General features: G+C 63.8%; 27 protein-coding genes and 1 pseudogene. 16 read left to right on the top strand and 12 right to left on the bottom strand.

All coding sequences use genetic code 11. The annotated features are described in order from the left end of the window. Both MMB74_RS06200 and MMB74_RS06195 read left to right on the top strand, forming a co-directional pair. A pseudogene (locus tag MMB74_RS06200) lies at nt 1-464 on the top strand (sulfate adenylyltransferase); the annotation flags it as partial. Between the two features lie 147 nt (nt 465-611). Beyond that, entirely contained in the window at nt 612-1,748 is a 1,137-nt protein-coding gene (locus MMB74_RS06195; RefSeq protein ID WP_277427741.1) for a porin, read from the top strand. A gap of 95 nt (nt 1,749-1,843) precedes the next feature. On the opposite strand, the gene MMB74_RS06190 is transcribed toward MMB74_RS06195, so the two are convergent. Together MMB74_RS06190 and MMB74_RS06185 are read right to left on the bottom strand one after the other, a co-directional pair. Then, on the bottom strand, nt 1,844-1,987 hold the full coding sequence (locus MMB74_RS06190; protein WP_277427740.1) for a glycine zipper 2TM domain-containing protein: 144 nt from the start codon (nt 1,985-1,987) through the stop codon (nt 1,844-1,846). A 117-nt stretch (nt 1,988-2,104) separates the two neighbouring features. Further along, complete coding sequence (locus MMB74_RS06185) at nt 2,105-2,911, bottom strand: helix-turn-helix domain-containing protein (RefSeq protein ID WP_277427703.1); 807 nt, start codon at nt 2,909-2,911, stop codon at nt 2,105-2,107. Nucleotides 2,912-3,589: 678 nt separating this feature from the next. On the opposite strand from MMB74_RS06185, the gene MMB74_RS06180 reads away from it, so the two are divergent. From MMB74_RS06180 to MMB74_RS06155, 6 genes are read left to right on the top strand one after another with little or no spacing between them, the layout of a single operon-like run. Further along, nucleotides 3,590-4,201 (top strand): c-type cytochrome, encoded by a 612-nt coding sequence (locus tag MMB74_RS06180; protein ID WP_277427739.1) that lies wholly within the window; start codon nt 3,590-3,592, stop codon nt 4,199-4,201. Between the two features lie 11 nt (nt 4,202-4,212). After that, nucleotides 4,213-5,490 (top strand): cytochrome c, encoded by a 1,278-nt coding sequence (locus tag MMB74_RS06175; protein ID WP_277427702.1) that lies wholly within the window; start codon nt 4,213-4,215, stop codon nt 5,488-5,490. Nucleotides 5,491-5,503: 13 nt separating this feature from the next. Beyond that, the gene (locus MMB74_RS06170; RefSeq protein ID WP_277427701.1) at nt 5,504-5,686 is read left to right on the top strand and encodes a hypothetical protein; all 183 of its coding nucleotides are present in this window, start codon (nt 5,504-5,506) and stop codon (nt 5,684-5,686) included. A 9-nt stretch (nt 5,687-5,695) separates the two neighbouring features. Further along, nucleotides 5,696-6,265 (top strand): cytochrome C oxidase subunit II, encoded by a 570-nt coding sequence (locus MMB74_RS06165; protein ID WP_277427700.1) that lies wholly within the window; start codon nt 5,696-5,698, stop codon nt 6,263-6,265. Beyond that, complete coding sequence (locus tag MMB74_RS06160) at nt 6,255-7,880, top strand: b(o/a)3-type cytochrome-c oxidase subunit 1 (protein ID WP_277427699.1); 1,626 nt, start codon at nt 6,255-6,257, stop codon at nt 7,878-7,880. Before MMB74_RS06165 ends, MMB74_RS06160 begins: the two co-directional genes overlap by 11 nt. Continuing rightward, nucleotides 7,877-8,665 (top strand): c-type cytochrome, encoded by a 789-nt coding sequence (locus MMB74_RS06155; protein ID WP_277427698.1) that lies wholly within the window; start codon nt 7,877-7,879, stop codon nt 8,663-8,665. The genes MMB74_RS06160 and MMB74_RS06155 overlap by 4 nt, the downstream gene beginning before the upstream one ends. Nucleotides 8,666-8,677: 12 nt before the next feature. Here MMB74_RS06155 and MMB74_RS06150 read toward each other — a convergent pair whose 3' ends face one another. From MMB74_RS06150 to MMB74_RS06130, 5 genes are read right to left on the bottom strand one after another with little or no spacing between them, the layout of a single operon-like run. Next, the gene (locus MMB74_RS06150; RefSeq protein WP_277427697.1) at nt 8,678-9,496 is read right to left on the bottom strand and encodes a sulfite exporter TauE/SafE family protein; all 819 of its coding nucleotides are present in this window, start codon (nt 9,494-9,496) and stop codon (nt 8,678-8,680) included. A gap of 15 nt (nt 9,497-9,511) precedes the next feature. Continuing rightward, a complete protein-coding gene (locus MMB74_RS06145) occupies nt 9,512-11,110 on the bottom strand; it encodes a bifunctional protein tyrosine phosphatase family protein/NAD(P)/FAD-dependent oxidoreductase (RefSeq protein WP_277427696.1) in 1,599 nt (532 codons plus the stop codon). A gap of 16 nt (nt 11,111-11,126) precedes the next feature. Further along, entirely contained in the window at nt 11,127-11,552 is a 426-nt protein-coding gene (locus tag MMB74_RS06140; protein ID WP_277427695.1) for a YeeE/YedE family protein, read from the bottom strand. 1 nt (nt 11,553) lies between these two features. After that, nucleotides 11,554-11,979 (bottom strand): YeeE/YedE family protein, encoded by a 426-nt coding sequence (locus MMB74_RS06135; RefSeq protein ID WP_277427694.1) that lies wholly within the window; start codon nt 11,977-11,979, stop codon nt 11,554-11,556. Then, a complete protein-coding gene (locus MMB74_RS06130; protein ID WP_277427693.1) occupies nt 11,976-12,311 on the bottom strand; it encodes a metalloregulator ArsR/SmtB family transcription factor in 336 nt (111 codons plus the stop codon). Before MMB74_RS06130 ends, MMB74_RS06135 begins: the two co-directional genes overlap by 4 nt. Before the next feature lie 92 nt (nt 12,312-12,403). On the opposite strand from MMB74_RS06130, the gene MMB74_RS06125 reads away from it, so the two are divergent. Next, on the top strand, nt 12,404-13,264 hold the full coding sequence (locus tag MMB74_RS06125; RefSeq protein WP_277427692.1) for an MBL fold metallo-hydrolase: 861 nt from the start codon (nt 12,404-12,406) through the stop codon (nt 13,262-13,264). A gap of 31 nt (nt 13,265-13,295) precedes the next feature. Here MMB74_RS06125 and MMB74_RS06120 read toward each other — a convergent pair whose 3' ends face one another. Next, nucleotides 13,296-13,766: an Rrf2 family transcriptional regulator gene (locus MMB74_RS06120; RefSeq protein ID WP_277427691.1), complete on the bottom strand. Its 471-nt coding sequence runs from the start codon at nt 13,764-13,766 to the stop codon at nt 13,296-13,298. Nucleotides 13,767-13,958: 192 nt separating this feature from the next. Here MMB74_RS06120 and hemN point away from each other — a divergent pair, with 192 nt between their 5' ends. Together hemN and MMB74_RS06110 are read left to right on the top strand one after the other, a co-directional pair. Next, nucleotides 13,959-15,404, top strand: a complete 1,446-nt coding sequence (hemN, locus tag MMB74_RS06115; protein WP_277427690.1) for an oxygen-independent coproporphyrinogen III oxidase — start codon at nt 13,959-13,961, stop codon at nt 15,402-15,404. 23 nt (nt 15,405-15,427) lie between these two features. Continuing rightward, on the top strand, nt 15,428-16,129 hold the full coding sequence (locus MMB74_RS06110) for a Crp/Fnr family transcriptional regulator (RefSeq protein WP_277427689.1): 702 nt from the start codon (nt 15,428-15,430) through the stop codon (nt 16,127-16,129). On the opposite strand, the gene MMB74_RS06105 is transcribed toward MMB74_RS06110, so the two are convergent. Both MMB74_RS06105 and MMB74_RS06100 read right to left on the bottom strand, forming a co-directional pair. Next, entirely contained in the window at nt 16,100-17,422 is a 1,323-nt protein-coding gene (locus MMB74_RS06105; RefSeq protein WP_277427738.1) for a hypothetical protein, read from the bottom strand. The genes MMB74_RS06110 and MMB74_RS06105 overlap by 30 nt on opposite strands. Beyond that, entirely contained in the window at nt 17,422-17,658 is a 237-nt protein-coding gene (locus tag MMB74_RS06100; RefSeq protein WP_277427688.1) for a DUF2249 domain-containing protein, read from the bottom strand. The genes MMB74_RS06105 and MMB74_RS06100 overlap by 1 nt, the downstream gene beginning before the upstream one ends. A gap of 119 nt (nt 17,659-17,777) precedes the next feature. Between MMB74_RS06100 and MMB74_RS06095 the strand changes: the two genes are divergently transcribed. The 5 genes from MMB74_RS06095 (at nt 17,778) to MMB74_RS06075 (ending at nt 21,968) form a co-directional block, all read left to right on the top strand. Then, nucleotides 17,778-19,010 carry a nitronate monooxygenase family protein gene (locus tag MMB74_RS06095; protein WP_277427687.1) on the top strand — a complete coding sequence of 411 codons (1,233 nt, stop codon included), beginning with the start codon at nt 17,778-17,780 and terminating at the stop codon, nt 19,008-19,010. A 72-nt stretch (nt 19,011-19,082) separates the two neighbouring features. After that, a complete protein-coding gene (locus tag MMB74_RS06090; protein ID WP_277427686.1) occupies nt 19,083-20,078 on the top strand; it encodes a peptidase U32 family protein in 996 nt (331 codons plus the stop codon). 20 nt (nt 20,079-20,098) lie between these two features. Next, complete coding sequence (locus MMB74_RS06085; protein WP_277427685.1) at nt 20,099-21,019, top strand: U32 family peptidase; 921 nt, start codon at nt 20,099-20,101, stop codon at nt 21,017-21,019. Then, nucleotides 21,016-21,483 carry an SCP2 sterol-binding domain-containing protein gene (locus tag MMB74_RS06080; protein WP_277427684.1) on the top strand — a complete coding sequence of 156 codons (468 nt, stop codon included), beginning with the start codon at nt 21,016-21,018 and terminating at the stop codon, nt 21,481-21,483. The genes MMB74_RS06085 and MMB74_RS06080 overlap by 4 nt, the downstream gene beginning before the upstream one ends. 68 nt (nt 21,484-21,551) lie before the next feature. Further along, complete coding sequence (locus tag MMB74_RS06075; RefSeq protein ID WP_277427683.1) at nt 21,552-21,968, top strand: putative zinc-binding protein; 417 nt, start codon at nt 21,552-21,554, stop codon at nt 21,966-21,968. Nucleotides 21,969-22,038: 70 nt separating this feature from the next. Here MMB74_RS06075 and MMB74_RS06070 read toward each other — a convergent pair whose 3' ends face one another. Both MMB74_RS06070 and nrdD read right to left on the bottom strand, forming a co-directional pair. Beyond that, on the bottom strand, nt 22,039-22,782 hold the full coding sequence (locus MMB74_RS06070; protein WP_277427737.1) for an anaerobic ribonucleoside-triphosphate reductase activating protein: 744 nt from the start codon (nt 22,780-22,782) through the stop codon (nt 22,039-22,041). Then, nucleotides 22,775-22,951, bottom strand: coding sequence for an anaerobic ribonucleoside-triphosphate reductase (nrdD, locus tag MMB74_RS06065; protein ID WP_277427682.1), 177 nt, complete (start codon nt 22,949-22,951; stop codon nt 22,775-22,777). The genes MMB74_RS06070 and nrdD overlap by 8 nt, the downstream gene beginning before the upstream one ends. Nucleotide 22,952 lies beyond the last annotated feature (1 nt).

Below are 22,952 nucleotides of genomic sequence, written 5' to 3'. Positions count from 1 at the left end.
AGATCATCGCGCCGGTGCCGGGCGGCACGGCGCAGGTCGATCGCGCGTTTGCGGGGCAGACGGTGACGATTCGCCTGGCGCAGGACGTGGACGTGTCGCGCGGCGACACGTTCGTGGCCGCGCAAGATGCGCCGCAACCGGCCAAGAAGCTCGAAGCGGATTTATGCTGGTTCGATGAAGAGCCGCTTTCGACGCAGCGTAAATATCTGCTCAAGCAAACGACGCATACGGTATTTGCGCGCATCGGCGCGATCAAGGAAGTACTCGATGTGCATACGCTCTCGCATACGAGCGAGAAGGGCGCATTGGCGATGAACGATATCGGGCGCGTGGCGTTGACGCTGCAAAAGCCGATCGTTTGCGATGCCTACGACGTGCATCCGGGGACGGGCGCGTTCGTGCTGATCGACGAAACGACGCACCATACCGTGGCCGCCGGCATGATTCGCACATCGTGTGCATGAGTGTATTGCGCCGATTGAAATAATCGGTGTAGACAAAATGCCACGTTAAACAAAAAGTTCATAAAACGCCAATGAAAATCGGCAAGAATTCGCCCCGGCGCTAATGGGGCCGCTTTCCATTCCACAAACGGACCAATCAATACAATGATGAACAAACGTATTCTTGTCGCCGCCGTGCTTAGCAGCATCGGCGTTGCAGCGCATGCACAAAGCAGCGTGACGCTTTACGGTGTGATCGACGCGGGCGTGAGCTACGTCAACAACAGCCGCGACGCGACGGGGCATTCGAGCCGCCTTGCGAAGTTCGATGACGGCGTTGCACAAGGCACGCGCTGGGGCCTGAAGGGCAGCGAAGATCTGGGCGGCGGCCTCAAGGCGATCTTCACCCTCGAAAACGGCTTCAGCATTGCTAATGGCACGCTGGGGCAAGGCAACCGCGAATTCGGCCGCCAAGCCTACGTTGGTCTCGCGAAAAACGGCGTCGGCGCGCTGACGTTCGGCCGTCAGTACTCGCTGTCGACGGACGTGTTGGCCGCTTATTCCACCGGCGGCAACACGGTGGCAGGCAACTATGCCTTCCACATCAACGACGTCGACCAACTCGCATCGAGCCGCATCGACAACTCCGTCAAATTCGCTAGCGCGAACTTCTCGGGCGTCACGTTCGGCGCGTTGTACGGCTTCTCGAACCAAGCCGGTGCGTTTGCAGGTTCGCTCGCGAACGGCGCCGCGAACCCGGGTTCGTCGCGCACCTACAGCTTCGGATTGAACTACGCGGCTGGCCCCGTCGGCGTGGGCGCGGCCTACACGGATATTCGCTATCCGGGTAACGCGACGATCGCGAACACGGCGCTGACCAACGTGCAAGAACTGCGCACGTTCGGCTTGGGTGCGCGCTATCTGCTCGGCCCGGCGACGTTCTGGGCGCTGTGGACGAACACGCGCTTCGTGCCGGTCGCCGGCACGGCGCTGCTGTTCGACGCCTATGACGTGGGTGCGAAATATGCATTCACGCCGGCGCTCTCGGCTGGCCTCGGCTACACGTACATGCATTTGAACGATGCCGCCAAGGGCCACTTCAATCAAGTCGACTTGAGCTTGGACTACGCGCTCAGCAAGCGCACCGACGTCTATGTGCTCGGGATCTACCAGATCGCCTCGGGTAACAACGGCGCGACGCGCGTGCAAGCGCAAATCGGCGATTCGGCGGGCTTCTTCAGCACGTCGGGTTCGGATTCGCACTCGCAACTGGCCGCACGCGTGGGCATTCGTCACAAGTTCTGACCTAGCGGTCGAGGCCGCCTAGCGGCTGCGTCGTAGTTCGAATGAGAAGGGGCGCTCGGAGACCGAGCGCCCCTTTTTTTGCAAGCGTCGTGCCGTTATTTGCTGAGCTCGTAGCCGACTATGCCGCCGGCCACCGCACCGCCGACCGTGCCGGCCGTGCTGCCGTGGGTCAGCTTGTTGCCCGCATACCCGCCTACGGCTGCGCCGCCCAGCGTGCAGCCTGTCAGAAGCGCGACCACGACGGCGCCGGCCGCACCGGCGAACTTGAATCGTCTGAACGGTTTCACGATCGTCTCCCTGTTTATGAAAACAGCATGACAACGATCACGCAAACATCGTGCCGGTCGGCTCCTCGCTCACACGGATCGCCGTGCCACATCGGAGAGGCCGTCGAGATCCAAAATTTCGACCTCTTTGCCGTGCACCTTGATGAGCCCCTGCTTTTGAAAGCGCGACAACGTTCGACTGACCGTTTCGAGCTTGAGCCCGAGAAAGCTCCCCGTCTCCTCCCGCGTCATGCGCAACACGAACGCATTGGGCGAGTACGAGCGCGCCTGCCACCGACGCGATAAATCCAGCAGGAACGCGGCGACCCGTTCGTCGGCCGTCATCGTGCCGAGCAGCATCAATGCATTGCTTTCGCGAACGAGATCGGCGCTGAGCATGCGAAAAACGTTATGTTGCACGGCCTTGACTTCGCGGCTGAGCAATTCGAGCAGATCGAACGGCATCACGCATACGCTGCTGTCTTCGAGTGCAATGACATCGCTTGCATAGTGGTCCGTCGAGATGCCATCGGCGCCGAGCAATTCTCCCGAGACGTAGAAGCCCGTGACTTGTTCGCGGCCATCGGCCAGCAACGTGACTTTCTTGTACGAGCCCGTGCGCACGGCATACAGATTGCGGAACGCATCGCCGACCCGATAGAGCGCATCGCCCTTCTTGACGTGGCGATACCCGAGGATCAAGTCGTCCATTTGCCGCGAGCACGCGAGCTCGTCGGGATTGACGGAACACACGGAGCGCAGCGTGCAATTCTTGCAGGAAGACGAAGTGCCACGTACGGCGGGCGAACGCTTGATCGTCTCGGCACGCGCGGAAATGGGCAGTGGGGTCTTGCTCATCGCGTCGCGCGCGCTGGCTCGTTCGCTGGCACCGAACATGTCATGCTCTCCTTGGTTTGATCGATAAACGCGGGACGGCTTACGCCCCACACCCGCATCGCAGGCGGCATGCAACGGCTGTCGACACAAAGTGTCCGCTGGCGGCCCACCCGAGCCTATCGGGTTGCGCCGAGAGTTTTGTCGGCCCTCGCTCACTCGGTGTCAGCCGATTCCTACAACGAAGCGCCCCCACCCTCCGACGAAGGCCATTCTGGCTAGCTTCTTGCGTTACGCGACATTTGTCACGCATAACCCGCGCGACCAACCGTCGCAAGGGCTGCGCACAGGGTGCGTCCGACTGGCGCAGGTCTGATTTAGATCAACCCGTGAGGTATCGGTCCATGTTCTAATCGTCGGGTTTTGGCGATCGAATCGAGACTCAATGCCGCATCGGGTTTCGAGTGCGTCCTCTCGCTGCAGACAGTGCTGTGGGATTTCGTCTGTTTTGATTAGAATCGACGGCACAGCTAGAGAAGACGCATTGCCGTTTCGGTCCGCACCGCTGCGAGGCTTAAGCCGTGAAAGCCGTGGGCGCGCCGCATATCGTTGGGTGTCCCCGGAGACGATGAAGTGATGCTGAGAAGAAGAACTGCTGCTGTAGTGGCTGTCTTTGCGAGCCTGGTGTTGGGGGGGGCCGCTCACGCGCAAGATGCGCAAACGGAGCGGGCGCCCGATACGATGCAAGCGCGAGTGCTGGCCTGCGCGGCCTGCCACGGCGCAAAAGGCGAAGGCACCGATAACGACTACTTTCCGCGCCTGGCGGGCAAACCCGCGGGCTATCTCTACAACCAACTGATCGCCTTTCGCGACGGTCATCGGCAGTATCCGCCGATGAACTACTTGCTCGCGTATCTGCCCGATGCCTATCTGCATCGGATCGCCGAGTACTTCGCGAGCCAACGCCCGCCCTATCCGCCCGCATCGACGCCGGCCATCCCCGCCTCCCTGCTTGCGCGCGGGCAGCAACTGGCGAAGCGGGGCGATCCGTCCAAGGACATCCCCGCCTGCGCTTCGTGCCACGGCGCGGCGTTGACCGGCATGGAGCCGGCGATCCCCGGCCTGCTCGGCTTGCACGCCGACTACATCAGCGCGCAATTGGGCGCATGGCGTTACGGCACGCGCAAATCGTACGCACCCGATTGCATGCATGAGGTCGCTTCGCGTTTGACGAACGATGACATCACGGCCGTCGCAGCATGGCTTGCGGCGTCGCCGGGTCCGGCCAATCCCGCTTTCGCTCCCGCGGGAAGCTTGAAGATGCCGCTGCGTTGCGGCAGCGAACCGCAATGATGGAGTCTTTCGTGCCTGCCATTCTTTCTCTTACACGCACGCTCGCTCGCGCGGGCGCGGGCCTCGCACTTGCCGCATCGAGCGCACTCGCTTTCGCCCAGGGTCCGAGCGGCGCGTCGGCCGACATCGTCAAGCGCGGCGAGTACCTTGCGCGCGCCGGCGATTGCGTGGCCTGCCATACGCAGCCCGGCGATAAACTGTTCGCGGGCGGACGCGCCATGCCGACGCCGTTCGGCACGCTTTACTCTCCGAACATCACCCCCGATAACCAAACGGGCATCGGCAAATGGACCGCCGACGAGTTTTATCAAATGATGCACACGGGCCGCTCGCGCGACGGTTCGCTACTGTATCCCGCGATGCCCTATGGCGCTTATACGAAGGTCACGCGCGCGGATTCGGATGCGATCTTCGCGTACCTGCGCTCGGTGCCGCCCGTGAATCAGCCGAACCGGCCGCACGAGATGCGCTTCCCGTACAACAACCGCGAGTTGCTGCTCGGTTGGCGCACGCTGTATTTCCGTGAAGGCGAATACCAAGCCGATCCGACGCGTTCGGTCGAATGGAACCGGGGCGCTTATCTCGTGCAGGGGCTCGGCCACTGCTCGATGTGCCATACGGCGATCAATGCGCTCGGTGGGAGCTCGGAGTCCAAGGCATTCGAAGGCGGGTTGATTCCGATGCAGGACTGGTACGCGCCCTCGCTCACGTCCAACAAGGAAGCCGGTCTCGGCGATTGGAGCATCGAAGACATCTCCGATCTGCTGCAAAAAGGCGTAGCCAAACGCGGTGCGGTGTACGGCCCGATGGCCGAAGTGGTCTACGACAGCTTGCAGTACCTGTCCGACGACGACGTGCGCGCGATGGCCGTCTATCTGAAGTCGTTGCCGCAACACGGGGGCGAGAACGGCGCGAACGGCAAGAGTGCGATGTCGGGCGAAGAGCGCGAGCTGCTCGTGCGGCTCGGCGCGAAGATCTACGACGCACAGTGCGCCACTTGTCACGGCAAGCGCGGCGAAGGCAAGCTGCCCGATTTTCCGCCGCTCGCGAACAATCAGTCGATCCAAATGACTTCTGCGGTCAATCCGATTCGCATGGTGCTCAACGGCGGCTATGCCCCCGGCACGATGAAAAACCCCGCGCCTTACGGCATGCCGCCGTTCGCCCAGTCGTTGTCGGACGAGGAAGTCGCGGCGGTGGTCACCTTCATTCGCACGGCTTGGGGCAACCGCGGCACGCCGGTCACGGCCAAGGAAGCCAATGCTTTGCGCTCCGCGACGCTTAATTGAATCGAGGCACGCCATGAATCCGAACAACGAGGCGCGAGCGGGCGCCGGTGATCAAGAAGACGAGCGCGTGGACGAGATCGTTCGCTCGGGGCCAGCGGGGGCGATCGCGGTGGCCGGCATCGCCACCGCCATCGTCGTGGCGCTCTGGTTCGCGTTCTACTTCCTAGTCTTTTTGCCGCGCGGCGTCATCCACTGAGCGAGCGACATGTCGAACATTCCATCTTCCAACCACGACGAAGGCGCCGCGGTTGCCGCACGCGTGGAGCGCAAATGGGCGGCCGTCTCGGTCGCGATCATCCTGCTCCTCATTGCGATGGTCGTCTTCACCGGGTTGCATTGGGCCGCGATGCCGCCCTCGCGCGTCGAAACGATAGACCCGACGACGCTTCACGTATCGGGTGAATTCATCGAAAGCAACCTGGGCAGCGCCGTCGAGACCGACGGCTCTGTCACGGTGCGTATCATCGCGCAGCAGTACTCGTTCACGCCGCAGTGCATCGTCGTGCCGGCGGACACACCCATCACGTTTCGCGCGACGAGCGCCGACGTCGTGCATGGCTTTCTCATCGCCAATACGAATATCAATTCCATGGTCGAGCCGGGGTATGTCTCGACCTTCAAGACGAGCTTTCCCGAAAGCGGCGATCACTTGATGCCCTGCCACGAATACTGCGGCACGGGTCACGAGGGCATGTGGGCGCACGTGAAAGTGCTCGATCGCGCCGCATTCGACAAGCTCGCGGCCAATGCTCGGAGGCTTAGCTGTGCTCAATAACAGACGACTCGTACTCGCACACTTCTGGTTCGCCTTCGCCACGTTCGGCGTCGCGCTGTTGCTCGGCGCCTGGCAGATGTACGTGCGCAGCCCCCTGCATATATGGCTCAGGCAGCCCGAGCTCTACTACCGCTCCGTCACGGCGCACGGCTCCGTCATGGGGTACGTGTTCCCGACGTTGATCGCGATGGGCTTCGGCTATGCGATCAGCGAGCTGTCGCTCGAGCAGCCGCTCGTGGGCAAGCGTTGGGCGTGGATCGGCTGGTGGCTGGTCGCGATCGGTTCGATCACGGCGATGATCCCCGTCTCGCTTGGCCGCGCATCGGTGCTTTATACGTTCTATCCTCCGATGGTCGGTAATCCCTTCTATTACATCGGCATCGTGCTCGTCGTCGTGGGATCGTGGATCTGGGTCGCGCTGATGTCGATCAATCTGCGCACGTGGAAGCGCGCGAACCCCGGCAAGCCCGTGCCGTTGCCGATGTTCGCCAACGTGGCCGGATCGTACTTGTGGGCCTGGACCGCCGTGGGCGCCGCGATCGAGATCTTGTTCCAGATTCTGCCTGTCGCCCTCGGCCTGAAGACGACCATCGATTCGGGCCTCGCTCGCGTGTTCTTCTCTTGGACGCTGCATGCGATCGTCTATTTCTGGCTGATGCCGGCCTACATCGCGTACTACACGCTCGTGCCGCGCGCAGTCGGGGGCCGGCTCTACAGCGATGCGATGGCGCGCATCTCGTTCATTCTGTTCCTCGTGGTCGCGATGCCGATCGGTATCCATCACTTGTTCGCCGATCCGCAAGTCGGCTCGGGCTTCAAGTTCCTGCAATCGGTGTTCACGGCATTCGTATCGGTGCCGACGCTGCTGACGGTGTTCACGATCTGCGCTTCGATCGAAATCGCGGGACGCCTGCGCGGCGGACGCGGACCGTTCGGTTGGCTGCGCGCCCTGCCCTGGCATGAGCCGATGATGCTGGCCGTCGCCTTTTCGTTCGTCATGCTCGGCTTCGGCGGCGCGGGCGGGCTCATCAACATGAGCTACCAGCTCGATTCGACGATCCACAATACGCAGTGGATCACGGGCCACTTCCATCTGATCTTCGGCGGCGCGATCGTCATCATGTACTTCGCGATCGCTTACGACCTCTGGCCGCAGCTCACGGGCCGCGTGCTGACGAGCGTGAAGCTCATGCGCTGGCAACTTTGGCTGTGGTTCATCGGCATGATAGTGACGACGTTCCCCTGGCACTATGCCGGGATTCTCGGCATGCCGCGGCGCATGGCGTACTTCGACTACAGCAATCCGGCGCTCGCCCCCGAGGCCATCACCGTCGATATGTCGTTCGTCGGCGCGCTGATTCTCGTCGCTTCCGCCGTGCTGTTCTTCATCGTGCTCGCGCGTGGCCATCGCGGACCGGCCGCGGCGCCGCAGAAATTCACATTCAGCACCGCCGTGCATCCGCCCAAGACATTGCCGATCGCGCTCAATAGCTTCGGCTTGTGGGTCGCGCTGATGATCGCGCTGACCGTCGTCAACTACGGCTATCCGATTGCGCAGTTGCTCGTCCTCAAGCAAACCTCGGTGCCGGCTATCTACATGGGGGGCGCACGATGAGCACCGAACGCTTGTTCTCGCTGCGCAACCGGTGGTTTACGGTTAGCGTAGGCTTGACCGCGGGCGTGGCCGTGGTTTCGATCTTGATCGGCTTCATCTGGTTGCCGTCCGTCCAAACCGGTTCGCAATTCGCCGGCGTCTGGAACGCGATCTGCAGCGCGGCCGGGGTTCCGCAACAATGGTTCGTTTCGACCCCGGTGACCTCGCGCGTGAAGACGAGCCAAGTCGTCGTGACGCCGACGATGTTCGCCAATGCCGATGCGCTGTCGATCGGCCGCGGCGCGACGCTTGCGTTGCGCTGTTCGATGTGCCACGGGCCGCAAGGTGTCAGTCAAGCCAATTCGCCGAACCTCGCCGGCCAATACGAAACGGTCGTCTACAAGCAGTTGAAGGACTTCCAGACCGGTGCGCGCACGAATGCGGTGATGAGCCCGATGGTGCAGACGCTGTCCGATCAGGATATGCGCGACCTCGCCGCGTACTACGCGTATCTGCCTAAGCTACCCGGCTACCATCCGGCCAACCAGGTCGTGCCGCCGATCGTCGCGACGGGCTCGCCGATGCGCAACATCGCACCATGCGCATCGTGCCACGGCGCCGCCGATCACAAGACGGGCACGCCTTGGCTCGAAGGCGAGCCGGAGGTCTATATTCGTGCGCAATTGCAGGCTTTCGCCGCGGGCGATCGTCACAACGACATCAACGAGCAAATGCGCAATGTCGCGCGGCAGATGACGCCCGCAGAAATCGAAGCGGCGGCGCGCTACTACGCAGGCCAGCCGTAACCGGCGTTGCCGTCAAAGCTGCGTGAGGGCTTTGACGGCCATCGCCACGGCGATGGCGCCCGCGAAGACGGCGAACGCTTGCTGCAGGCGTGCACCGCTCAGCCGCCGGGCTAGGAGCCGCCCGCCGAGCATGCCGGCGATCGCACCGGCGGTGAACGGCAACGCCGCCGCCCACGCCATCTGACCGGCTAGCCCGGATGCGACGACGCCCGACACCGATACGAGCGCGATGACCGCGAGCGAGGTGGCCATGATGTTCTCTATCGCGATGTCCGAGACGCGCCGCAACGCGGGCACGATGACAAAGCCGCCACCGACGCCCAGCAACCCCGACAGCAGGCCCGCGATCGCGCCCGATAGCGTCAACGCGCGTGCGCAAGGCGCGGTCCAGACGAGTTTGCCGCGCGCGTGATCGATGCGGCACGCCGCGTCGCTCGGCGCCTGCACCGGCTTGCGCGACGCGCGCCCGAAATGCTGCAGCAACATGCGCGCGGCAACGTAAAACAGCACGAACGCAAACAGCAGCATGAGCGGCGCATTCGGAACCCGCCGCGCGAGCCATAGGCCGAGCGGCGAGACGAGCGCGCCCGCGCCTGCCATCAGCGCCGCGGCCTTGTACCGCACGCGCCCCTCGCGCAACGCGAGCAAAGCGCCTAGCGCCGCGGCGAGCCCGACTGCAGCTAGCCCGATGGGCCCGGCGGTCGCGACATCGAGCCCTAAACCGAAGACGAGCAGCGGCACCGCGACGATGCCGCCCCCGGCCCCCGTCAAAGCGAGAATGACGCCGACGAGCGAGCCGAGCGCGGCGCTAACGATGAATGGATCGAACATGGCAGGCTAGGTCCATCAAACGCTCGTGCCCGTGAACCATTCGCGCGCTTTGAGCATGCCGTTCCAATAGAACCAGGGCAGCAGCTTGGCTTTGAGCAGCCAAGCAAAGGCGCTCGGGCGGCGCGGATCGAGCGGAAAGGTGGGCAACAGCTTGCCGCCGTAGCCGAATTCGGCCAGCACTACCTTGCCCCGCTCGACCGTCAACGGGCACGCGCCGTAACCATCGTAGCGGCGCGGCAGCGGCCGTCCAGCGCGCATCGCGAGCAGGTTCGATGCGACGATGACGGCCTGCTTGCGCGCGGCGGCGGCCGTCTTGGCGTTGGGTGCGGAGCAGGCGTCGCCGAGCGCGAACACGTTCGGATAGCGCGGATGCTGCAGCGTGGCGGGATCGACTTCGCACCACCCGGCTGCATCGGCCAGTTGGCTGTCGCGGACAAAATCGGGTGCGACTTGCGGCGGCACGACATGCAGCATGTCGAAAGGCTTGGCCACGCGCTCGGTGCCGCCGTCGGCATCCTTGACATCGAAATAGGCGAGCTTGTTCGGCCCGTCGACGGCAACGAGATTGGAGCCGAATGCGAGGTTGGCGCGGTAGCGCGACACGTATTGCATCAGCGCGGGCACGAAGGCGGCGACGCCGAACAGCACGGCGCCATCGGTATTGAACTCGACGTTGATTTTGTCGAGCGCGCCGACGCGCTGCCAGTGATCGCAGGAAAGATACATCGCTTTTTGCGGGGCGCCCGCGCATTTGATCGGCATGGCCGGCTGCGTGAAGAGCGCCGTGCCGCTGCCCATCGCGCGGACGAGTTCCCAGGTGTAAGGCGCCAGGTCGTAGCGGTAGTTCGACGTCACGCCATACTTGCCGAGCACCGCTTCGAGCCCTTCGATGCGCTCCCATGCGAGGCGCAGCCCCGGAGCAACCACGAGGTCCCGATAAGGCACGGCTTCACCGGTGTCGAGCCGCACCCGGTTCTCGTCGGGCTCGAATCTCGCGACGGCGGCGCGAATCCAAGTGACGCCCTTGGGCATGACTTCGCTCATCGGCCGGCGCGTCTTGCGTGCATCGAACAGGCCGCCGCCGACGAGAGTCCACGCGGGCTGATAGTCGTGCGTGTCGCGCGGCTCGATCACCGCGACATTGAGGCCCGGTTGACGGCGAAGCAGGCTGGCCGTCACGGCGATCCCTGCGCTGCCCCCGCCCACGACGACGACGTCGAACGTCTTTTCCCAGGTGCAAGCCGGCGCAATGGATGATGCCTTGGGAGCTTGCTCCGGCGTGGTCGCGGCTCGATACAGTCCCGCGGACCGGTTGCCCGTGCGGCAATAAGCGAGCACGGGCTTGGGCATCGTTTCGAGCAAGCGTGCGAAGGCTTGCGCTTGCTCGGGTGTCATCTTGCCAGGCTCGACGGGCAGATAGGCGAAGGCGATCCCGGCGCGCTCGGCTGCCTCCCGCATGGCCTGTGAGTTCGGCTGCGAAGGGCCGCCTTCGCCGTCGGGACGATTGCAGATGAGCGAGCGGAAACCCGCGGCGGCGATGCCGGGCAGGTCGTCCGGCAGCACCTGCGCGGTCGTGGAAAAAGTCGGATCGTGCTGCACGAATGGCGTGGACATTGGCGCGAACTCCGTTTCAGGCGCGTGCGGCGTGCAGCCGCGTGATGAGCGAATGAAGGCTCATGCCCGCCAACATCGCGAGCACGAACAGCCATGCTTTGGGTTGTCCGCTCGAGGCGGCGACGAGCGCCGGGCCGGGGCAGAAGCCTGCAAGCCCCCAACCGACGCCGAACATCGCGCTACCGAGGATAAGGGCACGATCGATGCGCGTGGACGCGGGCCACGAGATCGGTGCGCCGAGCAGGCTGCGGCTGGCCCGGCGCGTAAGCGCGAAGGCGATGGCGCCGATCGCGACGGCGCCGCCCATGACAAACGCGAGCGAAGGATCCCAGCGGCCGGTCAGGTCGAGAAAGCCGAGCACCTTCTCGGGATTGGCCATATTGGAGACGATGAGACCCAAGCCGAACAAGAGACCTGCGGCGAAACCGGACAAAGCGAGCATATTAAAAGTGGCGAAGCAGGAAGACGGTTAGGAACCCTAACGAGAGGAACGTAAGCGTGGCCGCGATCGAACGGGCCGAGCCGCGGGAGATGCCGCATACGCCGTGGCCGCTCGTGCAACCCGAGCCGTAGCGCGTGCCGAACCCGACGAGCAGACCGGCGGCTATCAGCGTGGGCGGCGAGGCTTCGATGACGGCTGCGGGCAGCGGCGCAGCCAACCGCCACAACCACGGCGCTGCAACGAGCCCGAGCAGAAAGGCGAGCGCCGAAGCGCGTTCGAGCGTTTGCGGCTCCAACACGCGGCCGATCATGCCGCTGATGCCGGCAATGCGGCCGTTGAGCAGCATGTAGAGCCCCGAGGCCGCGCCGATGAGCAGCCCGCCCGCGACGGCCGCGGCAGGCGTGAAATGCGACATATCGACGATCATGCCTTCGCCCCCTTGGCCTTACCGCAAAAGAGCTTCGACAAAGTTTGCATGATGGCGATGACTTCCTCGCTGGCGAGGCTGTAATAGATGTACTTGCCCTCTCGCCTTGCGGCGACGAGCCCTTCTTCACGCAACACGCCCAAGTGTTGCGACAGGCTGGGCTGATGCAGGCCGACGCTCGCTTCGAGCTCGCCGACGTTTTGCTCGCCCTCGGTGAGCTGGCACAGCAATAGCAGCCGATCCTCATGCGCCATGGCTTTGAGGAGCGCGCAGCACTGCGTGGCCGAGTGGCGCAGGTGGTCCAACGTTTGCGGCGTAAGCTGGCTTTCCATGGAATGCGTTCTGTGCAGGTTCAACAATATGTTGAACAACATTATATGAATTGATATATTGTTTGGCAACTCCACTTTGGAAGGGATTGACGATGCGTCCCCAAGTAGTGCCATTCTTCGATTGTGCGACCTCGACGTTCACGTACGTCGTGCATGCCGGCGACGGCACGCCGGCGGCCATCATCGATTCGGTGCTCGACTACGACCCGAAGTCGGGCCGCACGAGCACCGCTTCGGCCGACCGAGTCATAGCGTTCGTGCGAGAGCATCGTCTGCAGGTGCAATGGTTGCTCGAGACCCATGCGCATGCCGATCATCTTTCGGCGGCCCAATACCTGAAACGCGAGCTGGGCGGCAAGACGGCGATAGGCGAGCAGATCCGCACGGTTCAGGGCGTGTTCAAGCGCGTGTTCAACCTTGGCGGCGACGTGCCCGCGGATGGGACGCAATTCGACCACCTGTTCGCCGCGGACGAGACTTTCACCTTCGGCGAATTGACCGGGCGCGCGCTGCACGTGCCGGGCCACACGCCTGCCGACATGGCGTACCAGATCGGCGATGCGGTGTTCGTGGGCGACACGCTGTTCATGCCCGACGTCGGTTCGGCGCGCTGCGATTTTCCCGGCGGCGACGCCCATGCGCTTTACCGCTCGGTGCAAAAGCTACTCGCCTTGCCGCCGCAAACGCGCCTGTTCATGTGTCACGACTATCCCCCGCCTTCGCGCGAGGCGCGCTGCGAGACGAGCGTCGAGCAAGAGCGCCGTGCGAACGTGCATCTGCACGATGGCATATCGGAGGATGCATTCGTCCAAATGCGGACGGAGCGAGATCGCACGCTCTCGATGCCGGTGCTGATCCTGCCGGCGGTCCAAATCAACATCCGGGCCGGCGAGATGCCCCCGCCCGAATCGAACGGCGTGCGCTATCTGAAGATTCCGGTCAACGCGTTCTGACCGAAGGCGGCTCGCGACGGTGTGAGCCCCGCTATTTGCGCGCCATGCGCACGAGCGGCTGCTCGGTGGAGCTCAACCCGAGCAGCCGCGATAGCTTGCCCTGCTCCGCTGCGATATCGGCCAGCGTGAACTTATCCAACACCTCGAAGTACGCGCGCAGCGCGGTGCCGAGGACGCCGCGCAGGCCGCATGCGGCCGTAATCACGCAGGCGTTGCCCTCGGTGTCGAAGCACTCCACCATCCGAAAGTCGGCCTCCATCGTCCGCACCACATCGCCGACCGTGATGCGCGAGGCCGGCCGTCCCAACTTCAAGCCGCCCGTGCGGCCGCGCGTCGTGCTCAGATAACCGGCGCGTCCCAGCGCATGCACGATCTTGACGAGATGCCCGCGCGCGATCCCTAGCGCCTCGGAGATTTCGGCAATCGTGACGAGTTCGTCCGAGCGCACGGCTGCATACATGAGCACGCGCAAACTGTAATCCGTGAAATCCGTGAGTCGCATACGCCACCTATAAAGTGGATCCATTGTATATCTTTTACGCGCATCGCGGACCTTGCGGCTAGGCAAGACGGCCGCCAGGAGCGCGCCGCCGAACGAAACATTGATGACATACATCAAGTTCTGATGGACTGCCGGTTCGATAATGATCGCAGCCGGCATCGCTGCCGGCGGTGCACGTCCATGGGAACGAATATGTCTGCAGATACGGCGTCAAGCCGCGAAACCTCGTCCTCTACACCGGGATCGGATCTCGATCGTTTCGCCGACATCGAGATATCGGAGGCGTTGATCCGCCGCTTCGACAATGCGGGGCCGCGCTACACGTCCTACCCGACCGCCGATCGATTCGTGCCCAGCTTCGACGTGGCAGCCTATCGCGCTCATCTGGGCGAGCGCGCCGCCGCGGCGGTCAAGCCCCCGCTCTCGGTCTATGCGCATTTGCCGTTTTGCGAATCGCTCTGCTATTTCTGCGCCTGCAACAAAGTCATCACGCGCGAGCATGGGCGCGCCACCGAGTACCTCGACTACCTGCTGCGCGAAATCGAGATGGTCGCACCCGAACTGGGCGACGATCGGCGCACCTCGCAACTGCATCTGGGCGGCGGCACCCCGACCTTTTTCAGCATGGCCGAGCTTGGCACGTTGCTCGATGGGCTGCGTCGGCATTTCGACTTCGTGCCCGACGCCGAGTTGGGCGTCGAGATCGACCCGCGAACGGTAAAGCCGACGACATTGGCCGAGCTCGCCTCGCTCGGCTTCAATCGCACGAGCTTCGGCGTGCAGGACTTCGATCCGGCCGTGCAGCAGGCCGTGAACCGCATTCAGCCGCTCGACATGGTCGAGCGTGCATTGGGCGCGAGCCGCGACGCCGGCTTTCAGTCGATCAACATGGATTTGATCTACGGTCTGCCGCGACAATCGGTCGCTAGTTTCGAGCGCACACTCGACGAAGTGGTGCGCCTCGCCCCCGATCGCATCGCGCTCTACAACTACGCTCACCTTCCCTCGCGCTTCAAGGCGCAGCGTCTCATCGACGCGCGCGAGCTGCCGCTCGCCGAGGACCGGCTACGCATTTTCATGCGGGCGACGCGCAGGCTGCTCGACGCGGGCTACGTCTACATCGGCCTCGATCATTTCGCCAAGCCAGACGACGAATTGAGTCGTGCGCTGAGCGAGAACAGCCTGCATCGCAACTTCCAGGGCTACACGACGCAGGCCGAATGCGATCTGGTCGGTTTCGGCGTGTCGGCCATCGGTAAGATCGGGCGGGCCTACTGTCAATCGACGCGCTCGGTGAAGACCTATTACGAGCGGCTGAACGAAGGGCGCCTTCCGGTCGAGCGCGGCATGACGCTGAGCGCCGACGACCTCTTGCGCCGCGAAGTCGTGATGACGTTGATGTGCAGCATGCCGCTCGTATTCGGCGAAGTCGAGGCCAGGCACGGCATCGAATTCGCGCATTACTTTCAGGGGGAGCTCGCGGCGCTCGCGCCGTTCGAGCAAGCGCAGCTCGTTGCCGTCGACGAAGATTCGATTCGAATCTTGCCCAAAGGGCGGCTGTTCGTGCGCGCCGTGGCGATGATCTTCGACAAGTACCTGGGGCGACCCAGCGCCGCGTCGTATTCGAAGCTGATTTGACTCTTAGCGGATAGGGGCGATCGATGCAAAAAGGGAAGATTCGCGTTCAGGACTTTCTCGCCCGAATGCCGCTGTTCAACGAGCTCACGGAAGCCGAGCTCGATCGTGTCGCGCTCGGCACGACGCAGCAACAGGTTGCGCGAAAAGAGATGGTGTTTCACTGCGGCGACCCTTGCACGGGTCTGCACGCGGTCGTCTACGGTCAGATCAAGCTCAGCGTGACCTCGCCCCTCGGCGAAGAAAAAGTGGTGCGGCTCGTCAGCCCAGGTGACAGTTTCGGCGAAGCGCTGATGTTTCTGGGCAAGCCGTACTTCGTATCGGCGCAGGCGCTCAGCGATTCGTTGCTGCTACACGTGACCCGTGCGGCGATTATCGACGGCTTGCGCACCGATCCCGACTTCGCCTGCAAGATGCTCGCCGGTATGAGCGCGCGCCTGCATGCGCTCATGCGCGACGTCGAGGCCTATTCGCTGCGCACGGGCACGCATCGCGTGATCAGTTATCTGCTCGCGCAAAAAGGCGAGCCGGAGCCCGGGTGCGCGGAGTCGGGGCGGCGCGTGCTGTTAGAGGCGGGAAAGAAGATGGTCGCCTCGCGCTTGAATCTCACACCGGAACATTTCTCGCGCATCCTGCATGAGCTGGGCACGCGCGGGCTCGTCACCATTCGCGGCCGCGAGATCTTGATCCCGGATCCGTCAAAGCTCGAGGCTGCTTGCGCGTACTGAAGCGAGCTCGCGCACCACCCGCACATACACCCGCAACGCGCTCGCGATATTTGCGCCGAGCCATAGGTTCGACACGACGAACGCCAATGCGGCGGGGCGCGATAACCACGCGGGCGACGCGCCCGCGGCGACCAACAGCATGAGTGCGATCGAATGCGCCCAATACTGCGCCCGGGCGTGCGTGTCGGGCAGCACCGCTTTGACTTTCGGCACGATCGATGAGCGCACGTCGATCGACGCTTGCATGTGATACCAAAGCAAGAAGGGAATGATCTTGTAGAGCATCCCGCTGATTGCCGACCAAACGCCGCCTGCAAGCAACAAAATCCCCACGATGACGCCGGCCGATGGACGGTCCGCCACCACACCGATGGCCCATACGGGCGCCGCGCAGATGACACTCGTCATCGACGTGCGCCAAAAGAGCGTCGTCGCATCGGGTGAAGGGCGCTTGCGGCGATGGAGCAGCGCGAGCGTCACCACCGCGAAGCCGCAGTACAGCGCAAGCAATGAGCCGTGCAATGCAGCGGTGGCGATGGACCCATGCGCGGGGAGTCCCGAGCCGGCTAGCGTGAGAAGCACGAGCGCGCAGAACGAGAGCGGTGCGAACGCACGCGTGAGCATGCGCGGGTAGGGCTCGGTGACCTGAAACATCGGGATCACTTGATAGGCCACGCCCGCGGTGAGCAATCCGATCCATCCGGCCAGCCCCCAAGCGAGATGGAGGTTCGTCAGCGTGAGGATCGGTAGCGACAGGGGGCGCGACAACGACAGCGCGAGCATGGCGCCAAGTGCGACCGTGACGAGCAGGGCAGTCAACGCGAGGCGCACCGCCCGCACGATGTCGGCCGTGCCGCGCGTTCTAGCGGAGGACCGTCGCGCGAGGCCGATGGCGCAAGCGAGGACGAACCATGCGGCCGCGGCGGCGCATAGCGAACCGGCGAAGGGAAAGAGGGCGCTCTTCGCGCTTAAGAATGCGGCGATGAGCAAGAGCGTGCCGAGCGTGAGCAGCGCATGAATGCCGATGGCGCTCGTGCGAGCCCATGCGATTTGCGCGCCTGCCACGACCGGCAGGATTTGGATTAACGCACCCATCATGACGCTTGCGAATGCGCCCAGCGTGAGCGCGTGCGTGGCGGCGAGCGCAAACGGCGACCAGCGCGACGCGAACGCGGCGGGACCGGCATAGAGCAGCAGCACCGCGGCGATCGCCGCGAACACGGGGGCGTTCAAGAAGAAGCGCAACGGTGCGCCGAGCGGCGGCGATGCATCGAGTTCCAGATCGCGCCGCATCACGCCCTGCGCCAAATATCGATCTCGTAGCGCCCGCCAAGCGACCCGCGCATTTCGTAGTCGTAACCGCCGCGCGCGAGCAGCGCAAATAGAGGCAACGGCTCGCGATCGATGTGCATGGTCAGGAAGCAATCGTCGGCGAGCGTGCGCAGCGCCGCGATCACGCGCTCCATCGGTTCGGGAGGTTCGAGCCCGCATAGCGCGAGCATCGTTTCACAAGCAAGGGGTTTCATCATGGTTTCATCAGCGATCGATTGTCGCACCGAAGCTGCGACCGGTTCTTGATCCAGATTAAGGTCCGCAGTCGTTCTCCCCCTCACACTACCGGTTACTGCGATCGTCGTGAGGTTGTCCCGTGTCAGTGCCGAAGGCTGTATTCGAACCCCTGCGCATCAAGGGCAAAGCGTTGCTGCCCATCGTGCAAGGCGGAATGGGGGTGGGCGTATCCGCGCATCGCCTGGCTGGAACCGTCGCCTCGCTCGGTGCGCTCGGAACGATTTCGAGCGTCGATCTGCGCCGCCATCATCCCGATCTCATGGTCAAGACGGCCCGCTCGCGCGACCGCGCGTTGATCGACGCCGTCAATTTGGAAGCGCTCGATCGCGAGATTCGCTCGGCCCTTGCGTTGTCGGGCGGCCGCGGCGCCGTGGCCGTCAACGTGATGCGCGCGGTTTCGGCCTATGCCGATTACGTGCGCCGCGCGTGCGAAAGCGGGGCTCATGCCGTCGTCGTCGGCGCGGGCTTGCCGCTCGATTTGCCGGAACTCACGGCCGACCATCCCGAGGTGGCGCTGATCCCCATTCTTTCGGATGCGCGCGGCATCGGCCTCGTGCTCAAAAAGTGGATGCGCAAGCAACGTTTGCCCGATGCGATCGTCATCGAAAATCCGCGCTACGCGGCGGGCCATCTTGGCGCACCCACGCTCGAGAGCGTTGCCAATCCGCAGTTTGCGTTCGCCGAAGTCATCGAAAGCACGCTCGCCTTGTTCAAGGAACTCGGGCTCGAACGCGAGCGCATTCCGCTCATCGCCGCCGGCGGCATTCACACGCCGGAGCAAGTGCGCGAGTTGATGTCGCTCGGCGCGAGCGCGGTGCAACTGGGTACGCCGTTCGCAGTGAGCGAGGAGGGCGATGCGCATCCGAACTTCAAGCGCGTGCTGGTCGAGGCAACGCCCGATGACATCGTCACGTTCATGAGCGTGGCGGGGCTTCCCGCGCGCGCAGTGCGCACGCCTTGGCTAGCCGACTATCTCGAGAAGGAAGCCAAGCTGCAGCGCGTGGCCAAAGCGCGCAAGTGCACGGTCGGGTTCGATTGCCTGGCCCAATGCGGCTTGCGCGACGGCATCGCCAAGCACGGGCAATTTTGCATCGACACTCGACTTGCCTATGCGCTCGCCGGCGACGTCAAGCGGGGGCTCTTCTTCCGCGGCTCGGAAACGCTGCCGTTCGGCAGGCAGATCCGCCCCGTGCGCGATCTCATCACCTACCTGCTGACCGGCGTCAAGCCCGCGGAGAACGAAGCGAGCGCCGGGACGCCCGAGGCAGACGACGCGTCGCACGCGCGCATGCCCGTGGACGCCGCGGCGTAACTCCATAGCCGTCTGGCCGTATGGCGGCGCGCGCATGACAGCGCATTTTTCATGAAGAGGCATTCCCAATAGATGGAGCTCGTCTGTCCGGCCGGCAGCCTGCCGGCATTGAAGACCGCCGTCGATAACGGCGCCGATTGTGTCTACCTCGGCTTTCGCGACGCGACGAACGCGAGAAACTTCGCAGGCTTGAATTTCGACGAAGCGTCGATTCGCACAGGCATCGACTACGCGCACGAGCGTGGCCGCAAGGTGCTGGTCGCCCTCAATACGTACCCGCAACCGACGGCGTGGCCCGTCTGGCGCACCGCTGTCGACCGCGCGGCCGAAGCCGGCGTCGATGCCGTTATCGTGGCCGATCCGGGGCTCATGCGTTACGCGCGCGATCGCTATCCGGATCTGCGCTTGCATCTGTCGGTGCAAGGGTCGGCGACGAACTACGAAGCGATCAACTTCTATCAGCAGCATTTCGGGGTCTCACGCGCCGTGCTCCCGCGCGTGCTCTCGCTCACACAAGTCGAGCACGTGACGGAAAACACGACGGTCGAACTCGAAGTGTTCGGCTTCGGCAGCCTGTGCGTGATGGTGGAGGGGCGCTGCGCGCTGTCCTCGTATGCGACGGGCGAGTCGCCCAATACCCACGGCGTCTGTTCGCCCGCGAAGCACGTGCGCTGGCAAAAAACCTCGCAGGGGCTCGAGTCGCGCTTGAACGGCGTGCTGATCGACCGTTACGCCGATGACGAGAACGCGGGCTACCCGACGCTGTGCAAAGGCCGCTTCGATGTGGCCGGGGAAAGCTATTACGCAATCGAAGAGCCGACGAGCTTGAATACGCTCGAATTGTTGCCGCGCCTCATGCAAATGGGTGTGAAGGCCATCAAGATCGAAGGCCGGCAGCGCAGCCCCGCCTACGTGGCGCAAGTCACGCGCGTATGGCGCGACGCGATCGATCAATGCCAGGCCAACCCACAGCGCTACAGCGTCAAGCCCGCTTGGATGGGCGAACTCGACAAAGTGGCGGAAGGTCAGCAACACACGCTGGGCGCCTACCATCGTCCTTGGAAATGAGGCGCAGTGCAGGAGAGCAAGTGAAGATCGCAATCGGTCCGATTCATTACTATTGGTCGCGCGTCAAGACGCTGCAGTTTTACGAAGAAATGAGCACGGCGCCCGTCGACGTCGTGTATCTGGGCGAGACGGTGTGCTCGCGGCGTCACGAGTTGCGCCTGCCCGATTGGCTTGAGATCGCGCAGATGCTTTCGCAGGCAGGTAAGGAAGTCGTGCTGTCGACGCAGATTCTGCTCGAATCGGGCAAGGACGTCGCGACGATGAAAGCCGTGACCGGCAATGGCCGGTACCTCGTCGAAGCGAACGACATGGGCGCGGTTCGCAACCTGCAAGGCAGTGCGTTCGTCGCGGGTCCCTGGCTCAACGTCTACAACGAGCCGACGCTGGACGTGCTGGCCGGCGTGGGCGCCAAGCGCTGGGTCATGCCGCTGGAGATGAGCGCCGATGCGCTCGCGCAGATGCAGCGCGCGCGGCCCGATGGCGTGCAGACCGAAGTCTTTGCCTACGGGCGTTTGCCGCTCGCGTTTTCCGCGCGGTGCTTCACCGCGCGGCAACGAAATCTCCCGCGCGAAAACTGCCAATACGTCTGCATCGAACACCCAGACGGTCTCATGCTGCGCACGCGAGAAGGGCAGCCCTTCCTCGTCTTGAACGGCATCTCGATTCAATCGGCGCGCGTCTACAACCTCGTCGATTCGATCGATACGTTGAAAGCGCTCGGCGTCGATGTGCTCCGCTTGAGCCCGCAGTCACAAGGGATGAGCGAAATCGTCGCCATCTTTCGAGATGCGGCCGATGGCAGGCTAAGCGGTACGCGGGCCTTGGAGCGCATGGCGCTGCTCATGCCCGAATCGCGCTGCGACGGATACTGGCACGGCATGCCGGGGCTGGCTCAGAAACAGGAATCGACGCAGGTGGAATCCATTAGGAGTGCTCAATGAGTCAGAGCGGCTACGAGGTGCCTTCGCTGATACGCGGCGTGCTGTCCAAGCTCCCGGCGTATCCGGGCTCGCTGTTGTTCGTCGGTGGCCTCAATTTGACGGTGAAGCCTCATCTTCCCGACGATACGCTCGCGCATCTGCAAGATCGTGCGTTGCGAATCGAAGTGCGCGACGCGGGCGTGGCGTTCGATTTCGTCTACCGCGGCGGCGCGTTTCGCGCGGCGCGACACGTCGGAGACGTCGCGCTGACGATTAGCGCGAGCGCTTACGACTTCTTTCAGCTGGCGCGGCGCACGCAAGACCCCGACACGCTGTTTTTCAGTCGCCGGTTGACGATGGAAGGCGACACGGAGCTCGGGCTGCTCGTGAAGAATTCGCTCGATGCGATCGACTTGTCGAACTTTTCGCTCGAGCGCTTCGCGCCCGCGTTCGCAGTTCGCGGCAGGCGCAGCCCGCCGCGATAGCAGGGCGCCTCCCGCGGGGGGCGGCTCCCACGCTCGTCGGCGGGGAGCATGGTCACGGAGGTTTGAAGATGAACAACGAACGTCGCGCGTTACCGCTCGTCTACTCGTGCTCGGGGTGCTCGAGCGCGGCGCAGATGGCCAACTACGTCGCCTTGCAGCTCGACCGGCGCGGCATGGCCGAGATGTCGTGCATCGCCGGCGTGGGCGGGGATGTCCCCGCACTGGTCAAGATCGCCCTCTCCGGGCGGCCGATCATTGCCATCGACGGGTGCCCGCTCGCATGCGTGAAGAGTTCGCTCGCGCGGCACGACATTGCCGCCGACGAATATGTGCAGTTGGCCGAGCATGGGGTGAAGAAGCGATTTCATGCCGACTTCGACGTGGAGCAGGCGGAGCAGGTCATCGAGGAAGTCGCGCGTGCGGCGAGCTCGCTCGTCGAGGGCGAAGCGCAGGCTTGCGATACCGCCTCCGCGGAGCATCGCTGAGCCTAGCCGTCGATTGGCGAGCGCGGCTAGGGCGTCTCGCACATACGGCATCGCCCGCCGCGCCCAACGCCTAGCCGCGCCTCACATCGAACGTAGGAAAGAGCCGGCTCATTTCATCGAGCGTCGGCCCGCTCGGGTAGCCCGTCGTGCCTACCGCATTCAACGCGGCATCGGCTGAGCCTTGCTTGCGGAAGATCTGCAGGTAGTGCTTTTTCACGCCCATGGACGAGAGAGCGTGCGCGAGCTTGAGCAGATCGGCATCGGTCAGCAGGCTTGGGTGCGCCGTCGTCCTGCACTCGTAATCGATCCCGCTGGAAAGCAGCGCTTCGAGGCTGCGCTGCGCGAACGTGCCGCTCTCGCGGATGCGCGTGACTTGCTCGTAATCGTCGAACGGCGCTTTCACGTCGAAACCGACCCAATCGACGAGCGGCAGCACGCGTTCGAACCGCCGCGGATGCGTTCCCGCGCTGTGCAGTCCGATCTTGAAACCGAGCGCGCGCACATCGCCGATGGCGGTGGCCAGCGCCGGGTCGGAGGTCGGCTCGCCGCCGCTGAACACCACGGCATCGATCAGCCCGACGCGGCGCGCTAAGAAACTCATCACCTTCGCCCAAGATACGGCGCCCTCGCGCGTGCGCGGCTGCAAATGCGTGTTGTGGCAGTAGCCGCAACGCCACGGGCACCCTTGCACGAACACGACCGCGGCCAACTGGCCCGGATAATCGGTGGCCGTGAACGGCGCGATGCCGCCGACCTTGAGCAGTCGCAGCGGCGTCGCGCGCTTGGCAGCGGGCGCGGATTCGGCCTCAGGCAGCAAGCGAGGCCTCTTCCGTGAAGTAGGTGCGCTCGTAGAATTCGCCCTTCTTGCCGGTGTTGAACGAGGAGACCGGGCGGTGGTATCCCATCACGCGCGTCCAGATCTCGCAGGGCTGACGTTCTTCATCGAGCAGCACGGGGGTGGCGTTTTGAGTGGTCGCGTTCATT

Source organism: Trinickia sp. Y13 (assembly GCF_029522115.1).
Lineage (GTDB): Bacteria > Pseudomonadota > Gammaproteobacteria > Burkholderiales > Burkholderiaceae > Trinickia.
Note: the sequence above shows the minus strand (reverse complement) of the source record. Positions and strands in the feature narration are given on the sequence as shown.

Coding starts and splice junctions, on each gene's coding strand:
- MMB74_RS06135 (WP_277427694.1), bottom strand. CDS start 11,979: ATGATCGTCGATATGTCGCATTTCACGCCTGCCGCGGCCGTCGCGGGC.
- MMB74_RS06140 (WP_277427695.1), bottom strand. CDS start 11,552: ATGCTCGCTTTGTCCGGTTTCGCCGCAGGTCTCTTGTTCGGCTTGGGT.
- MMB74_RS06130 (WP_277427693.1), bottom strand. CDS start 12,311: ATGGAAAGCCAGCTTACGCCGCAAACGTTGGACCACCTGCGCCACTCG.
- MMB74_RS06155 (WP_277427698.1), top strand. CDS start 7,877: ATGAGCACCGAACGCTTGTTCTCGCTGCGCAACCGGTGGTTTACGGTT.
- MMB74_RS06075 (WP_277427683.1), top strand. CDS start 21,552: ATGAACAACGAACGTCGCGCGTTACCGCTCGTCTACTCGTGCTCGGGG.
- MMB74_RS06110 (WP_277427689.1), top strand. CDS start 15,428: ATGCAAAAAGGGAAGATTCGCGTTCAGGACTTTCTCGCCCGAATGCCG.
- MMB74_RS06170 (WP_277427701.1), top strand. CDS start 5,504: ATGAATCCGAACAACGAGGCGCGAGCGGGCGCCGGTGATCAAGAAGAC.
- hemN (WP_277427690.1), top strand. CDS start 13,959: ATGTCTGCAGATACGGCGTCAAGCCGCGAAACCTCGTCCTCTACACCG.
- MMB74_RS06145 (WP_277427696.1), bottom strand. CDS start 11,110: ATGTCCACGCCATTCGTGCAGCACGATCCGACTTTTTCCACGACCGCG.
- MMB74_RS06185 (WP_277427703.1), bottom strand. CDS start 2,911: ATGTTCGGTGCCAGCGAACGAGCCAGCGCGCGCGACGCGATGAGCAAG.
- MMB74_RS06195 (WP_277427741.1), top strand. CDS start 612: ATGAACAAACGTATTCTTGTCGCCGCCGTGCTTAGCAGCATCGGCGTT.
- MMB74_RS06090 (WP_277427686.1), top strand. CDS start 19,083: ATGGAGCTCGTCTGTCCGGCCGGCAGCCTGCCGGCATTGAAGACCGCC.
- MMB74_RS06165 (WP_277427700.1), top strand. CDS start 5,696: ATGTCGAACATTCCATCTTCCAACCACGACGAAGGCGCCGCGGTTGCC.
- nrdD (WP_277427682.1), bottom strand. CDS start 22,951: ATGAACGCGACCACTCAAAACGCCACCCCCGTGCTGCTCGATGAAGAA.
- MMB74_RS06100 (WP_277427688.1), bottom strand. CDS start 17,658: ATGATGAAACCCCTTGCTTGTGAAACGATGCTCGCGCTATGCGGGCTC.
- MMB74_RS06080 (WP_277427684.1), top strand. CDS start 21,016: ATGAGTCAGAGCGGCTACGAGGTGCCTTCGCTGATACGCGGCGTGCTG.
- MMB74_RS06150 (WP_277427697.1), bottom strand. CDS start 9,496: ATGTTCGATCCATTCATCGTTAGCGCCGCGCTCGGCTCGCTCGTCGGC.
- MMB74_RS06120 (WP_277427691.1), bottom strand. CDS start 13,766: ATGCGACTCACGGATTTCACGGATTACAGTTTGCGCGTGCTCATGTAT.
- MMB74_RS06105 (WP_277427738.1), bottom strand. CDS start 17,422: ATGCGGCGCGATCTGGAACTCGATGCATCGCCGCCGCTCGGCGCACCG.
- MMB74_RS06125 (WP_277427692.1), top strand. CDS start 12,404: ATGCGTCCCCAAGTAGTGCCATTCTTCGATTGTGCGACCTCGACGTTC.
- MMB74_RS06180 (WP_277427739.1), top strand. CDS start 3,590: ATGCAAGCGCGAGTGCTGGCCTGCGCGGCCTGCCACGGCGCAAAAGGC.